Genomic DNA, 15803 nt, shown 5'->3' with positions numbered 1-15803 from the left:
CATGACAACCGCAATTCTCAAGCAGCCCACTGAGCCCACAGCTGCCCGCAAGCCCAACCGCAGTTTCGTCCACGGACTTATCACCAACAAGAAGGCCCTGGTGGGCATGATCGTGATGCTCGTGTTCATCGCGCTCGCGTTGCTGGCCCCCGTGCTGTTCCCCGGAGACCCATCGCGGATCACCGCGATGGCCTCGCTGGAACCGTCTCCCGAGCACTGGCTCGGCACCACGGCCAAAGGTCAGGATGTGCTTGCCCTGACTGTCCATGGCTCCCGCAGTTCCCTGTTCGTCGGGTTGACTGTGGGCTTCGCATCCACCTTCATCGGCATTTTGGTGGGCCTGGCGTCGGCGTACTTCGGCAAGTTCATTGACGAAGCACTGTCCCTGGTGACCAACGTCTTCCTGCTCCTGCCCGGACTCCCGCTCCTTGTCATCCTGGCAGCTTTCCTGCCGCCGGGTTTGGGAACCGTGATCCTGGTGCTCGTGGTCACCGGCTGGGCCGGGTCGGCACGTGTATTGCGCTCCCAGGCGTTGTCCATCCGCTCAAAGGACTTCGTGGCCGCGGCCGTGGTGTCCGGCGAACGGGCGGGCCGGATCATGTTCCGGGAAATCCTCCCGAACATGGCATCGATCGTCATGGGAACCCTGCTCGGCTGCGTGATTTACGGCATCGGCGCCCAAGCAGGCCTGGAGTTCCTTGGCCTGGGCGACGTGAGCACCGTTTCCTGGGGCAACAACCTCTTTTGGGCCGGCAACGAGGGCGCCCTCCTGACCGGCAGCTGGTGGGTCTTCGTTCCCTCGGGTGTCTCCATCGCGCTGGTCGCGTTCGCACTGGCCCTCATCAACTATGCCGTGGACGAAGTCACTAATCCGCGGCTACGGAAGATCAAAACCCCAAAGAATACCGAAAGGAGCGCCGGCAAGTGACAGTCTCACAAGTTTCCTTCGGCTCCCATGAACCCGTCCTGGACGTCAAGAACCTCAGCGTCAAGTACATCGGCGACACCCGCTCCACCACCGCCGTCGACCGTGTTTCCTTCAGCATCGGCACCGGTGAAGTGTTCGGGCTGGCGGGCGAGTCCGGCTGTGGAAAGTCCACCATCGCCAACTCGATCATGCGCCTCCTGAAGGATCCCGCGAAGATCGCCGGCGGCAGCATCTCCTTCGGCGGCAAGGATGTCCTGGCCATGAGCCCGGAGGAACTGCGGGGCTTCCGCTGGCAGGACGTCGCTATGGTCTTCCAATCGGCCATGAACTCGCTCAACCCTGTGCTCACCATCGGCGAGCAGATCGTGGACATCTTCACCACACACGCCGGCTACTCCCGCAAGGAATCCCTCCGACGCGCGGGCCAGCTGCTGGAACTTGTCAGGATCGACCCCGCTCGACTCAAGTCCTACCCGCACCAGCTTTCGGGCGGCATGCGCCAGCGTGCGGTGATCGCGATGGCCGTAGCGCTCAAACCGTCGCTGCTGATCCTCGACGAACCCACCACGGCCCTGGACGTGGTGGTCCAGCAGGAAATCATGGCCCAAATCAAGGAACTCCAACGCGAACTGGGATTCTCCGTCCTCTTCATCACCCACGACATGTCCCTCATGGTGGAGCTCTCGCACCGCATGGCCGTGATGTACGGAGGCCGGATCGTGGAGACCGCGAAAGCCCAGGACGTCTACGCCAACCCCCGCCACCCCTACACTCAGGCCCTCATGGGTGCGTTCCCACCGCTCACCGGTCCGCGGGTTCCGCTGACCGGACTGCCCGACGGCGTGAAGTTCCGGAACATCCCCGACCTCACCGAAGCAGCACCCGGCCATTTCGTGGCACCTGTCAGTGCCGACGCTTCAGCGGCTGACACCGCCATCATGGAAGGAGCCGCACGATGAGCCACGCTGTGCTGTCATCCCGGCGCCCCTCCGCCGACACAGAAGCTGCGGCCCTCGAGGTCCGCGGACTAGGAAAGTCTTTCCCTCTAGGTGGTTTGTTCTCCCGGGAGTCCGTCCGGGCCCTGCACGGCGTAGACCTGGCCATTGGCCGCGGAGAAATCGTGGCCCTCGTGGGAGAGTCCGGGTCGGGTAAGAGCACCCTGGCCCGCTGCGTTGCCCGGCTGGAACGACCGAGCGCCGGGGAGATCCTGATCGACGGCGTCGACGTCCTCAAGCGCGACCGCTTCCAGGCATCGCGCGCCTTCCGCTCCCAACTGCAGATGGTCTTCCAGGATCCCTTCGGCTCGCTGAATCCTGCCCACAGGGTGGAGCATTTCCTGCGGAGGTCGCTGGCGATCCACCGGAAGGGCGGCAGCTCCGAGACAGAGACACGGCAGCGACTCGAGGAGCTTATGACTACCGTAGGCCTGCAGGCCGACATGCTGAACTCCTACCCGCACGAGCTCTCCGGCGGGCAGCGCCAGCGAGTCGCGATCGCCCGGGCCCTCGCCGTGGAACCACAGGTCATCCTCGCTGACGAACCCACCTCCATGCTGGATGTTTCGGTCCGCATCGGTGTTCTGAACCTGATGCGCAAACTCCGCGATGAGCAGGGAATCTCCATGCTCTACATCACACACGACCTCGCTTCGGCCCGATACCTCGCGGATCGGACGGCCGTCATGTTCGCCGGTGAGCTCGTTGAAGAGGGCGAGTCCTTGGACCTCCTGGCCAATGCGGCCCACCCGTACACGCAACTGCTGGTCTCAGCCGTCCCGGATCCGGCCAGGGCGGGCTCCTACGATCCCGTCCGCCGGGCCGAGCTGCGGCAGGCTGTGATGGCTTCGACCAGCTGCGCTTTCGACGGCGACCCAAACCAGGCCTGCTCGGCCGAGGAACCCGTTCGCCACGGTGTGGGAGACCCCGAAAACCGCCACTGGGTGCGCTGCCACCTCTACCGCCCGCAGGCTGGAGCCGGCGGCCACGCCCTGGCAACTGAACCTACCGATAACAAGGCCTCCGCATGACTGAATCGACGCACCCACTCGGCACCGTTCCCCAGGACGAACTGATTGCCCGCGCCGATGCGGACCCCCTTCGGCCGCGCTTCCATTTCGTGTCCCCGGCCGGTTGGCTGAACGACCCCAACGGCGTGAGCCAGTGGAACGGCACCTATCACCTCTTCTACCAGTACAACCCCGAAGGCGCCTTCCACCACCGCATCCAGTGGGGCCACGCCACCAGCACCGACCTCGTCCGCTGGACGGACCAGCCGGTGGCACTGGAACCGTCCGCAGGTCCGGACGCCGACGGCTGCTGGTCGGGGGTGTTGGTGAACGACGGCGGAACACCCACCTTGGTGTACTCGGGACGGCTGGGCGAGCAGGAGTTGTCCTGCGTTGCCGTCGGATCCGCAGACCTCCTGAGCTGGAGCAAAATTCCTCAGAACCCGGTCATCGCAGCTCCACCGGCCGGCGTGGACATCACGGCGTATCGCGATCACTGCGTCTGGCGCGAGGGTTCCATCTGGCGGCAGTTGGTGGGATCGGGCATCCGTGGGCGCGGCGGAACTGCGTTCCTGTACGAGTCCCGCGACCTGCGCTCCTGGGAATACGTCGGGCCCCTGTTCATCGGCGACGCCTCCCAGGGCGATCCTGCCGAAACCGACTGGACCGGGACCATGTGGGAATGCGTTGACCTGTTTCGGGCAGGCGGGGGCTCGTTGGGTACGGTTCCTACTTCTGGCGACGCGCCCGACGTGCTGGTCTTTTCCGCATGGGACAACGGCGACACCAGACACCCGCTGTACTGGACCGGCCGCTATTCGGAAAACACCTTCGAGCCGACCGGGCTGCATCGGCTCGACTACGGAGGACGGTTCTTCTACGCGCCACAGTCCTTCCAGGATCAGTCCGGCCGACGCATCATGTTTGGCTGGCTTCAGGAAGGCCGCAGCAATGCCGCGATGATCGAGGCCGGGTGGTCGGGCGTCATGAGTTTGCCGCGCGTCACCGCCCTGGCCGACGACGGATCCCTGGTGTTCGCGCCCGTGCCTGAAATCGAGAAGCTGCGCCGGGACCACGTCGGCCTGCCGGTACAGGAATTGGTGCCCGGGGCACCTGTGCCGACCGGGGTGTCCGGCAACCAACTGGACCTCGAACTGGATTTGCAGCTCGAGCCTGGTGCCGTGCTGCGGCTGGGCTTACTGGGATCAGCTGACAATGGTGTTTCCGGCAGTTCCAAGGAGGAAACAGTGATCGAGCTGCGCCGGACCACTGAAGGCGGCAGCCAAGGCACACTCCGCCTCGACCGTACTCAGAGCAGCCTCGATCCAACCGTTGATGTCGACGACAAGGCCGGACCACTCCCGATGCCCGACGGCCGGGTGCACCTGCGCGTCCTGGTGGACCGGTCCGCCGTCGAAATTTTCGCCAACGGCAAGCCGCTCACCGCCCGCGTTTACCCGACCCTGGCCGGCGAGCACGTGAGCCTGACCGCCGAAGGTACCGTGAGGCTGCTCTCCTTCGATGCCTGGACCATGGCTGAGATCTTTGGAGGAGCTCGGAACCTCTTCCCCTAACTCAGGATCCGACCTCTCCCGCCTTTGGAGTCATCTCCAAATCGCTCAATCACGTAAGACATCCAGCTCATGGCCGGGGGCATCCCGCCGCGAAGCGGACGTACGACCTATACAGGAGCAACTGCCAACCCCAGCCGCCGAACAGCGCCCCGCGCCGTTCGCCGGCTGGATGGCCGCACCCACCCTTCCTCAGGAAGACGAAATGAAACGAGACTTTGATTCATGACTGCGGTAACCGCGCCCACACGTGAGGCTTTCCGGCCGGCGATGCATTACGCCAGCAAGGACACCTGGCTCAATGACCCCAACGGCCTCATCTACTACGAGGGTAATTACCACCTCTACTACCAGAACAACCCCTTTGGGAATGTCTGGGGAAACATGTCCTGGGGGCACGCCACCTCCACGAACCTCATCACGTGGACAGAGCAACCCGTCGCTATTGCCTGCGACGAATACGAGGACATCTTCTCCGGCAGCGTCGTTTACGACCAGCACAACACCAGCGGCTTCGGCGACGGAACTGCTGCACCCCTGGTCGCCATCTACACAAGTGCCTACAAGGAGAACTCACAGCACGCCGGGATCCAGGCCCAGTCACTCGCGTGGAGCACGGACGGCGGCTACACCTGGTCCAAGTACCACGGAAACCCGGTCCTGAACCGCAATTCCGCGAACTTCCGCGACCCGAAGGTGTTCCGCTACAACGGCCCGGCCGGTGCCTATTGGGTAATGGTCGCTGTCGAGGCACTGGATTTCACGGTCGTGATGTACCGTTCGGGTGACCTGAAGAGCTGGGACTACCTCAGCAGTTTTGGGCCGGCCAACGCTACTGGCGGAGTCTGGGAATGTCCTGACCTGTTTCCTCTGCCACTTGACGGGAACGAGGACCTGATCAGATGGGTGCTGACCGTTAACCTCAATCCCGGCGGGCCGAACGGAGGATCTGCTGGACAGTACTTCGTGGGAGACTTTGACGGCGTGACGTTCAGGTCCGAAACCACGGTCACTGAAGGCGACCAGGATCCGGCGCACATGGCCGAGTATCTTTGGCTCGACTGGGGCCGGGACTACTACGCGGCTGTGTCCTTCAGCAACGTTCCGGACGGTCGCCGGCTCATGATGGCCTGGATGAACAACTGGCAGTACGGCAACGACATTCCAACCTCCCCGTGGCGAAGCCCCATGTCGCTTGTACGCGAGGTCTCGCTCGTCACCTCTGAAGGGGCACCGCACCTCCTCCAGCAGGCCGTGATTGACCCCGCAGCGCTTACCCGCACAGTTGCCTACACAGAGCTGGACGTCGATGGCATCCGTTCCGTGGCAGGCGGGGGCTCCGTGCAACTCATCGAGGTAACGTTTGTGCCCGGTTCCGCAGAGGAATTTGGCCTCGTGATCCGCGGCAACGGCAACGAAGGTATAAGGATCGGCATCCGTCCGGGTGACGGCAGACTGCTCGTGGATCGAACAGTCTCAGGCAACACGGCGTTCCACAGCGCCTTCGCATCGATCGACACCGCTCCCCTGCGTGCCGTGGATGGAGCGTATAACCTGCGCATTTTCGTTGACCACTGCTCTGTGGAGATCTTCGCCCAAGACGGAGAAGTCACCCTCACCGAACTGGTCTTCCCAGACCCCTCCAGCACCGGCGTATCGCTGTACACCACCGGAGGAACAGCAAAGGTCACTTCGCTCAGGCTCATCACCCTCGCCTGACCATGGCTGCCCAACCGCCGGATGGTTTCAGACCCACCCAATCAACGCGGCGGGTGGACGACGGCGGCTCAGCTTGCCGGCCAGGGCACGCGCCTGAAATAGAGAGTCCCCTGGCGCGCGTGCGTTTGAACGCCGTGCCGCTGCCCTGCAGTCACTACCTCCGCCGCGCCGAACTGCTGTTCCCGGTCCTCACCGAGTGGAGGAAAAGAACTCCATCGCGATCGCCAGCAATGAGTCCTTCTCGAGTGACATGTGGACCTGCAACCTGTCCTTGGAAGGTGATTTGGCCCGGGAGGCGGCGCCTGACTTTCAGGTTTCGTGCTGCGACCGACTGCACGCCTCCCGGCCCAAGAGTGTGGGGCTATACACACCGAGGAATCTGTGGAAGCCCGCGCGGCTTTCCTGGTCCGCCTACTTGGAGATGGTGGTTGGTAGCCAGGCGGGTCTGGTTCTCTCAAAGTCAGTAATTAGTTCTTGGTCTTGCAGGGTCAGAAGTCCGATTGACGTGTCTACTAAGAAAACGAAGGTGGGCTCCCTGCAGAAAGTGGGGTGAGGATGGGTTTGAATCCGAGCGAGACCATTCTGCGTTGGAGACGTTTCCTAGCGCGTTCGGGGTTCGTTTTGTCGTAATGATCGATGCCAAGTTCGTCGTAGGCGACACCGTCGTGGAGCATGTTCCAGACGATGACGAGCAGCGTGTGTTGGATTGCGACTACCGCACGGAGGGCGCCGGCACGGGACTGAATACGACGGTATTTCACGGCGAGATAGGTCGTTTTTGATCGGGACACGGCCAGCGCCGCGATTCCCAGAGCGGCTTTCAGGTAATGGTCGCCGGGCCGGGTTTGAGTGGACTTGATCCGTCCGGCGGACTCGTTCTGGCTTGGACATACTCCGGCCCACGAAGCCAGGTGGCCTGCAGTGTCGAAGACGCTCATGTCCACGCCGGCTTCGGCGATGATGACGTTAGCGACATTCTTCGAAATTCCAGGGACTGTCATCAGCAGCTCCCGGGCCAAGGAAAAGGGTTCCATCACAATATCGATGCGAATATCGAGGGCCGCGAGGGACGCCTCGATCTGATCAATGCGGTCCAGATGCAGCTGCACCATGAATGCGTGGTGGTCAGTAAAGCGGCCGGTGAGGGCTTCGACCAGCGCTGCGGATTTGCGGCCCATCGAGGCGTGCACCAGCGAAGCTAAGGCCTGCGGGTCACGTTCTCCGGATACAAGAGCTCCGAGGATGCTGCGCGCGGATTGGGTGCTCAGCGTGCTGACCACCGAGGACAACTTGATGCCCGAGTCCTCCAGTGCTTTCTCCAGTCGTGAGAATTCACGAGTCCGCTCATGCGTCAGGTTCGATCGTGTGCGGGTCAAATCCCGCAACTGGCGGATCGGTTCGGGTGGCACGAAACTAGCCCGCAGCAGATTATGGGCGGCGAGCTCCGCCAGCCACGTCGCGTCTGAAACATCGCTCTTCCGCCCCGGGATATTCCGAGCAGCTTTGGCATTAACCAGTAGTACGTTCAGTGTCTGCGCTAGCAGGAAGTAGAAAGGTTTCCAGTAGTCGCCGGTAGCCTCCATTACCACCACCGTCACCGCGGCTGCCTCCAGATCACGGCGTAGACGCACGATCTCATTCGTCGTCGCCCCATATGTAGAAACTGTCCTGTTAGACGTTCCTGCCCGCGTTCCCGGTATCCGAATGCAGACCTTCGCATCGCGTTTGGAAATATCCATTCCTGCGGCGCGCTCGTGCACGACTTCCATCATCTACTCCTCGGATCCGGTCCAACAACACCACCGGCTGGCGGTGCCAGGTGCCGCGGGAAGGGCGGGGAAATGATTCAGGAATCTACTAAACGGGCTCGTCAGACCCAACACTCCCGGGCTGGCGGCACCAATCCACGGTTCCCGTGGAAGCCCCCCACACCATGCTCATAAACAGGCTCTGCGCACTAAGACACAGCGGCGTCGACCGCGGCACCGCCATCATCCTCCGCTACCCAAGCCAGCCACAAGGCCGTTTTCTCAAGTCCACAACGCCGCGGAGCGGCTCCCCAGCTCATAACCCCTCCGTCTCAAAACGCAAGACTTACAAGACAAAACAACTGGCACTTCAGTCCATATCTTGGAATGCAGGCCCGGACGACGAACCCTTGGCGCCCGATCCTGTTCCAAGGTCCGTGAAGGGCCTGACTGCGTTGCGCCTCCGCAACGACGGTCGCTACCTTAGGTCGAGCCGACGCAGGCCCGCACCGATGGCCACCGAGGCCACACCAGAGCGGGATTCCTGTGCCATTTTGACGAGGATGTTCTCCACGTGTGTTGTGACGGTGCGGATGGAAATACCGAGTTCGGAGGCAATCTGCTGATTTGAGCGCCCCGCCGTTATCCGATCGATGACCTCCGCTTCCCTCGTGGTCAGTCCGAACGGAAGTTCCATCGGTGTTTCAACGATCAGGGCAACGTCGCGGTGTCCTGCCCATGCCGCGGCCGTGCGGGTGATTTCCAGGGCGACCGTGCCGTTGTCCGTGGCCCACAGCCCTGAGACGGAAGCTGCGTCGCCTGCGAGGAACCGGGCGACGAATTCGCGGAAATGCGGCCGGAAGACCACGCTGCTCATGTCCCTGGAGATGACGGGGCGGGGATCGTCCTGTCCGTCGAAGAGGGCGGCTTTGCAATCTTCCCGAAGCCGGAGCGTGGGGTAACCCGCGGTTTGACGTCGGCACAGCTCAGCGACGATCGGTGAGAGAGCGCCGATGAGGTCCCGGGCGTCATCGTCGAAGTTGTGGAAATGAGCGGCCGAGAGATGGAGCATTCCCGAGTATTGGCCATCGTCGGAAATCAGGCACGTGCTCATCCCATCGGAAAAGCCTGCCGGTGCCAGCGCGGTCTGATACAGACGGGTTTCCCGGTAGTCGTACTTCAAGTCATCAATGCGCAACGGTCGATGCAGTTTCAACAGCTTCCGATGCGCCTTGGTTGCAGCGTAAGGGTCGCCCAACGCGGCCAGGGTTTCCGGCTGGTAGCCATCATTTGCCAAGACATCATGCCGGGCCTGGACTGGGTCCCAGAAGAGCAACGCCGCAGCGTCATGCCTGGTGCCATCGGCCAGGATGTGCAGGATCTGGTCAGCACCGTCAAGGTGATATTGCGCCGCACCGGCAGCAAAAGCCGCCTTGAGCAGAATCCGGGACTTTCCGCTGACCATCAAGGCCTCCAAGACAGGAGGAACGTGTCCTCCGGGTATGCGGCTTAATTATACGGCTCACGATCCGGGTCGCTCATGCCCGGGTTCCAACATCTGAACGGCCCCCGTGATTTCCATGCCTTCGTCCGCCCGGTTGCTCGGCAGTACGTATAAATACCGATACTGCAGGCGCGGCCGCATTCATAGGCTTGATTACACAAAGCGGTGAGCCTTGTATCGGTCGTGAAAGAGCACAAAGTGAAAAGCATTGAGCCAAAACCCGGTGAAGCCATCATGGCGTGCGGGCACAGTTGCCTACTCGATCAGCGAATCCGACCCGCCTCGTGCGGCGGCAAGGCCGGAACGAAGGACCTGAGCGATGGCCGCTCCTGAGCTTCACGGGCAGGCGGACCGGTTCACTGTCAGCCCGTCGGCGGGCATCTGTTTCACCATCACTTGCCGGGGCGCATCCAGTTTTGAGACGCAGCTGCTGCGTCTCAAAGGCAGCCGAGGCGAAGAAGCGAATCCGGAGCTGGGAGGAACTGCGGTGCGCAGCAGTATCAATGCACGATATGAACGCCGCCGGCATGGAATTTGCCGCCACCCCTACCTGGAAGTGCCAGGCAGCGAAAATGTCTTCAGCGGGGCTGCTGGCGTTACCTTCGGGGCTTTCATACGCTCCGACGCGCCGACGGCCGCCCGGCAAGCGGTTCTCACCGCGTGGGACACAAGCATGGGCGCGGGATTCGGAATATTCCTTCAGAAGGGAAAGCTGACGCTTTTGGCCGGCCACGGCGAGGCCAGGATGGAGCTCAGCATCCCCGAACCTCTCCAGCCGGGCATCTGGTACGAAGTGGCCGCGACCTACGACCTCGCATCAGGTCTCGGGGCCCTGTCTCAGAAACCATGCTCCGCGGGCGTGGGGTCCCGACGTATAGCGTCCCCGAGAGCCCGCAAAACCCGGACAACAACTGATCATTGCAGACTCGCGCAGCTGCCGCCCGCGCCGATCATGATCGGCGCCAGCGCCAAGCTCACTTCACACTGGACGGCTGCCGAAGAATCCTTCAGGGGAACGATTGAATCCCCCTACGCCATCGCGAACGCAACAAGTGCCTCGGATCTGCCGGGGCTGCACGCCCGGCGCTTGGACTCTCCTGCCCTACTTGCGGCATGGGATTTCTCCCAAGGGCTTTCCGACGACGGCATCCACCCCGATGAAGTGCCCGACATCACCGGTTCTTTTGACGCCCGCTGCGTGAATGCACCGCTGAGGGCGGTCCAGGGGCATCTTGGCAACGCGATCGAAAACTTCAGGACCGCGCCGGAAAGGTACGGCGCCATCCGTCTGCTGGACAGGCGGCCTGATCCCGAGAGATGGCAGTCGCAGATCACCCTCGCAGTCCCGGAATCCCTGGAAAGCGGGTTCTATGCCGTGCGGATACGCGCCGCGAATACCGAGGAATATGTCCCGTTTGTCGTCTCGCCGCCGAGACAACCGACGTTGCACAGGGCAGACGGCACGGGGGCCGCACCCGATTGAGTTCCGCCCACGAGGCCAAGTCGCATCATTGAGCACCCACCAACCGCTCATCCAACTAACCCAGATCCACTTACGGAATCCACAGCCCAAGTCTAGGATTCTTCCGAGAGGCACAGATAGCCCATGAAAAGCGAAAGTATTGCTACGTCGCCCGACGACGCCGGAGTCAACGACGTCGAAGAGCAAAAACTAGGGGCGCTCGGCTACAAGCAAGAGCTCAACCGCACCATGACCTTGACCGATGTCGTCGTTTACGGCCTCATCTTCATGGTCCCGCTGGCCCCGGTGGCCGTGTTCGGTACCATCTTCAATTTCTCCCACGGCATGGCCGCGCTGGTCTACCTCGTTGCCGGAATTGCCATGTACTTTAGCGCCGTCAGCTACAAGGAAATGGCCAAGGAGTACCCCGTTGCCGGGTCCGTATATTCGTATGTCCGCCTAGGTACCACGAAGTTCGTGGGGTTCCTGTCGGGGTGGGCCATCCTCCTGGACTACCTGCTCCTGCCGGCGCTGCTGTTGATTCTCGCAGCGTCCGCCATGGCAGCGCTCATGCCCGATGTTCCGGGCTGGATTTGGGTCATAGGTTTCCTCGTTGTGGTGGCCTTTATCAATCTCCGCGGCATCGTTGTCACGGCCCGGATGAACATGATCTTCCTGATCATCCAGGGCGCGGCGCTCATCGTTTTCGTCGGCGGGGCCCTGGTCGCGATCGCCCAAGGGCGGGCGCAGTTCAGCCTTGCCCCGTTCTACCAACCTGAATTCTTCTCCTGGGACCTCGTTTTCACGGCCATCCCGGTCGCTGCCCTGAGCTACATCGGCTTCGACGCGATTTCGACGCTCAACGAGGAAGCCAAGGGCGGCGGAAAAACCGTGTCGAAAGCAACCATGATCGTCCTGTGGCTCGTGATCGCGTTATTCGTCGCACAGGTCTATTTGGCGGCCCTGTTTGTCCCCAACAACACGCCATTCGCCGACGGCGACGCGGTGAACAACGCCTTCTACTACATCGCCGAAACCGTAGTGGCCCCCTGGTTCAAGATCGTCTTCACCCTGATCACAGCCATGATCGCACTGTTCGCCAACGTCCTGGTTTCCCACGCCACCACATCGAAGATGATCTTCGCAATGGCCCGTGACGGCCAGCTGCCCCGCCGTCTGGCCGTCGTGAGTAAAAAGCACCAGGTCCCGACAGCGGCCATGATCGTAGTGACGATCCTCACCACCATCATCGGAGTGCTGGGAGTGGGACAGATCGATGTCATCGTCACCATGGTCACCTTCGGCGCCCTCACGGCCTACATCCTGCTTCACATCAGCGTCATTATCCACTTCGGCGTACGTCAGTCCAGCAGGAAGTACTTCATCCACTGGATCTCTCCCGTGCTCGGCATTGTCGTGCTCGGATACGCGCTCTACAGCACCAACATCCTGGCCAAAATCATCGGCATCTCATGGCTGGCCATCGGCACCGTCGTCGCACTCATTCTGAAACGGTCCGGCCGCACGCTTGAAACGGAAGACGGCCTCTAAATCCCCGCCGAGACCAACCCTGCAGCCGCCTTCTGGGGAAGGATCACCGGTTCTGACTCTCAAGCCAGAACCGGTGATCCGGTACAGCTCGCGGACACCGGGTTCAGCGGGGCCAATCCACGGCTGGGTCCGTGAGAGGGTGCTTCGGCTGATCAATGTCCGTGAAACTCCACGGCCGGGCCACCACCTAAACCAACTCCGTGAGCGACCCGACCGGTACGTACAACTACCGATACCTCCACAGCCAGCCCGGTCATACCGTGGAAGTTATAGCCAACAAACGTCTGGGCACGGTCAACGCAAGCAGGCTGTTTCCCTGCCAGCCAGCCCGTCGCACGACCGGCACCACCTCAACAACGAAAGCGAGACCCTTACATGACTCCGCGGACCAGTCCAAAGCCTGGCTACTTCCACCGTGGCCGAACCGGGGCGAAGTGATGCGTACCAGCGCGGACCGCTCATCCGAGCTCATGAGCATTTTCGAGGAACGTTTCTCATCCCGGCTCCGTCGCGACTTTACAGGCGACGTAACAGCCGCCTACGACCGCTGCCCATTAGGCCCCCACGACGACAAGACAGCCCGCGTCGTGCGGGCACTCGGGAATGCCTCCGCCAACGGCAAGGAGATCATCCTGAACCTTGGCCCCAACGGGCCGTGGGGCATCGGCAGGATCACCCTCGGAGCACCAGGAAATCTCCTCCTCCTGCCGGGAACATTCCACAGTTACGAAGACGCGCTGCGCCGAGTGTTCTCGCTGCGCCGCAAGAATTTTTTGGAGAGCTAAACAAAATGACCGCAGCACCCAAACCAGAGACCCGGCCCGAACCGAAAATCTTCGGCTACACCGACCGCTTCGCTGCCCGCCCCGGAGAGAGCCTCTCCTTCCACGTCAGCTGCGAAGGAGCCTCCGCCTACCAGGCGTCGCTGGTCCGGCTACGCCACGGGTTCACCGGCGAAGCCGGACCGGGATTCCTCGAAGCACCGGTCCGTTCAGAAATCGATGGTGAAAAAAAGGGGACGAAGTACGCCTGCCAGCCAGGATCCTACGTCGAGATACCCGACCCTTCCTCACTGCTGACCAGCCCGGAGGGACTGGTCATCCGGGCCAAGGTATACCCCACCCTGCCCTTGAGCTCGCGCTCCGGGAACTTCGGCGCCTACCACGTCACCCAGAACTCGTTCGGGGGCGGAAACGACCGGCAGGTCATCTTGGGAAACTGGGCAGAGGAATCCGCTACCGGTTACGCGCTTGTCCTGGATGCCGGGCGACCCACCTTCATCTGGAGCGAACAAGGGGCCGTAAAGTCCGTTTCACTGGACAGCCCCTTGGAAGGCCATCACTGGTACACGCTCCACGTCGAAGTCGACGCGGCGGCCGGCCGCATCCGCCTCATCCAGGCTCCGCTGTCCAACATCATGAACCGGTACACCGACCAGGCGCTGCCCCTGGAGCCCGAAGAAAAAGTCGTGGCCGCCCGACCGTCCGCATCCGCAGTCGCGGACGCTCCGTTCCGCATCGGTGCCGGCGCCCGGTCGGACGGGGAACGATGGCTCGCGGCCAACGGCTTCAACGGCAAGGTCGGCGGCGTCTCGATCCAGCGCTCCACCCCGGGCACGACCGACACCATCGCTGACTGGCACTTTGGGCGCAGCCGCCGCGAGGACGGACTGCTCCTGTGGGACGTACTCGACCAATCCACAAACCAGCTCCACGGGAGATGCCACAACGCACCCACCCGCGCCGTAGCGGGCCATTCGTTCACAGGTCTCATCGACGACTTCCGGCTGGTTCCCGATGAATATGATGCGATCCACTTCCACGATGACGACATCACCGACGCCGGCTGGCCGGCCGCGTTCACCCTGAACGTTCCCTCGGACCTGCCCAGCGGAGTGTACGCAGCCAAACTCACCGCGGACGGAGCAGAGCAGTACCTTCCCTTCTTCGTCCGGGCAGGCCAAAAGAAAAACGACGTCGCCGTGCTCTTCTCTACCGCCACGTATCTGGCCTACGCCAACGACCGGATTGCCTTCGAAGCAGACGGCGCCGAAATTATCGTCAGCCGCACCCCCATTCTCGACCGCGAAGACCTCACGCTCCAGGACCATCCCGAATTCGGGCGCTCCTGCTATGAGATCCACAACGACGGGTCCGGGGTCGTCTTCGGCAGCGTCCGCAAACCCATCCTGACCCTGCAGCCCAAACACCGTGCATGGTTCCAGGCAGAAGGTGTGTGGGGGCTTCCAGCGGACTTGTGCATCGTGCACTGGCTCGAAGTCGAGAACTGCGACTTCGATGCCATCACCGATGAGGACCTCGACCGCGAAGGCTACGACCTGCTCCGCGACTACCAGGTGGTCATCACCGGCAGCCATCCCGAGTATGTGACGCGCAACGAGCTCACAGCGCTGGAGGAGTTCACATCCAACGGCGGCAGACTCATGTACCTGGGCGGCAACGGTTTCTACGCCACCATCTCCTTCGACCCCGAACAACCACATCTGATGGAACTCCGACGCTCGGACGGTGGCACGCGCCCCCACCAATCCCCGTATGGAGACAAGCGCCACGCCACTTCCGGTGAACTTGCCGGGATCTGGAGGAACAAGGGTCTGCCGCCCCAGAAGCTCGCAGGAGTAGGATTCGCCGCTCAGGGCTTTGACCGTTGCACCTACTATGAGCGGCTCGAGGACAGCCACTCACCGGCCGCCGGGTTCATCTTCCAGGGAATCGGCGAAGACGAACACATCGGCGATTTCGGCATCATGGGCGGCGGAGCCGCAGGCGCCGAGGTCGACTGCTACCAGCCCGGACTGGGTTCACCGCCCGGCACCCTCGTACTCGCCACCTCCGGGCCCCTTTCCGACGCGTACCTCCTGGCCGCAGAAGAAGTCTACGAATCCATTCCCGGCATCGGAGCCACAGAGCAACCCGGAGTCCGTTCCGACATCGTGTACTGCGCACTGGACGGCGGAGGCGGCTTCTTCTCCGTCGGCTCCATCGCCTACACCGCGGCACTGTCCCACAACAACTACGACAACAACGTCGCTAAGATCACCGGCAACGTCCTCAGGCGCTTCCGCAGGACCGAAGCGCTCCGGGAAATCCTCAGCGAAAGCTCATTCCAGCCAGCTGGGAGCTGATTCTCGATCCAAAAACCGGATCGGCGCGCCACCAGCCCGGCCACTTCTAGAAAGCACCTGCTGGACAGGAGTGCAGACGGCGGGCCATCTTCAAGATGAGCTGCTCCCCGAAAGTTGGACTGAGAATTCAGTTCTGACTTACGGGGAGCAGTTCAGTTTTGAGCCGGTCC

At 62.2% G+C, this 15803-nt stretch carries 12 protein-coding genes; 9 read left to right on the top strand and 3 right to left on the bottom strand.

What is annotated here, in order from left to right; translation table 11 throughout:
• Position 1 precedes the first annotated feature (1 nt).
• The 5 genes from QRN45_RS05840 to QRN45_RS05820 all read left to right on the top strand — a co-directional run bounded on the left by QRN45_RS05840 (position 2) and on the right by QRN45_RS05820 (position 6223).
• Positions 2-928, top strand: a complete 927-nt coding sequence (locus QRN45_RS05840) for an ABC transporter permease (protein ID WP_284762648.1) — start codon at positions 2-4, stop codon at positions 926-928.
• The gene (locus tag QRN45_RS05835; RefSeq protein WP_241708013.1) at positions 925-1887 is read left to right on the top strand and encodes an ABC transporter ATP-binding protein; all 963 of its coding nucleotides are present in this window, start codon (positions 925-927) and stop codon (positions 1885-1887) included. The genes QRN45_RS05840 and QRN45_RS05835 overlap by 4 nt, the downstream gene beginning before the upstream one ends.
• Complete coding sequence (locus tag QRN45_RS05830; protein WP_241708012.1) at positions 1884-2954, top strand: ATP-binding cassette domain-containing protein; 1071 nt, start codon at positions 1884-1886, stop codon at positions 2952-2954. The genes QRN45_RS05835 and QRN45_RS05830 overlap by 4 nt, the downstream gene beginning before the upstream one ends.
• On the top strand, positions 2951-4507 hold the full coding sequence (locus QRN45_RS05825) for a glycoside hydrolase family 32 protein (RefSeq protein ID WP_284762647.1): 1557 nt from the start codon (positions 2951-2953) through the stop codon (positions 4505-4507). Before QRN45_RS05830 ends, QRN45_RS05825 begins: the two co-directional genes overlap by 4 nt.
• A 222-nt stretch (positions 4508-4729) precedes the next feature.
• The gene (locus QRN45_RS05820; RefSeq protein WP_284762646.1) at positions 4730-6223 is read left to right on the top strand and encodes a glycoside hydrolase family 32 protein; all 1494 of its coding nucleotides are present in this window, start codon (positions 4730-4732) and stop codon (positions 6221-6223) included.
• A 411-nt stretch (positions 6224-6634) separates the two neighbouring features.
• Here QRN45_RS05820 and QRN45_RS20995 read toward each other — a convergent pair whose 3' ends face one another.
• From QRN45_RS20995 to QRN45_RS05810, 3 genes are all read right to left on the bottom strand, one after another.
• Entirely contained in the window at positions 6635-6709 is a 75-nt protein-coding gene (locus QRN45_RS20995; RefSeq protein WP_502870697.1) for a hypothetical protein, read from the bottom strand.
• A gap of 26 nt (positions 6710-6735) precedes the next feature.
• Positions 6736-7992: an IS110 family RNA-guided transposase gene (locus tag QRN45_RS05815; RefSeq protein ID WP_284762666.1), complete on the bottom strand. Its 1257-nt coding sequence runs from the start codon at positions 7990-7992 to the stop codon at positions 6736-6738.
• Positions 7993-8449: 457 nt separating this feature from the next.
• Positions 8450-9436: a response regulator transcription factor gene (locus QRN45_RS05810; protein ID WP_284762645.1), complete on the bottom strand. Its 987-nt coding sequence runs from the start codon at positions 9434-9436 to the stop codon at positions 8450-8452.
• 358 nt (positions 9437-9794) lie between these two features.
• On the opposite strand from QRN45_RS05810, the gene QRN45_RS05805 reads away from it, so the two are divergent.
• The 4 genes from QRN45_RS05805 (at position 9795) to QRN45_RS05790 (ending at position 15633) form a co-directional block, all read left to right on the top strand.
• Positions 9795-10958, top strand: coding sequence for a N,N-dimethylformamidase beta subunit family domain-containing protein (locus QRN45_RS05805; RefSeq protein ID WP_284762644.1), 1164 nt, complete (start codon positions 9795-9797; stop codon positions 10956-10958).
• Between the two features lie 123 nt (positions 10959-11081).
• Positions 11082-12488 carry an APC family permease gene (locus tag QRN45_RS05800; RefSeq protein ID WP_284762643.1) on the top strand — a complete coding sequence of 469 codons (1407 nt, stop codon included), beginning with the start codon at positions 11082-11084 and terminating at the stop codon, positions 12486-12488.
• 437 nt (positions 12489-12925) lie between these two features.
• Positions 12926-13273, top strand: a complete 348-nt coding sequence (locus tag QRN45_RS05795) for a N,N-dimethylformamidase alpha subunit family protein (protein WP_241708006.1) — start codon at positions 12926-12928, stop codon at positions 13271-13273.
• 5 nt (positions 13274-13278) lie between these two features.
• Entirely contained in the window at positions 13279-15633 is a 2355-nt protein-coding gene (locus QRN45_RS05790) for a N,N-dimethylformamidase beta subunit family domain-containing protein (protein ID WP_284762642.1), read from the top strand.
• Positions 15634-15803: the final 170 nt, after the last annotated feature.

Source organism: Arthrobacter sp. efr-133-R2A-63, from assembly GCF_030209795.1.
GTDB lineage: Bacteria > Actinomycetota > Actinomycetes > Actinomycetales > Micrococcaceae > Arthrobacter > Arthrobacter bambusae_A.
This window is presented reverse-complemented; position numbering and strand designations above follow the sequence as displayed.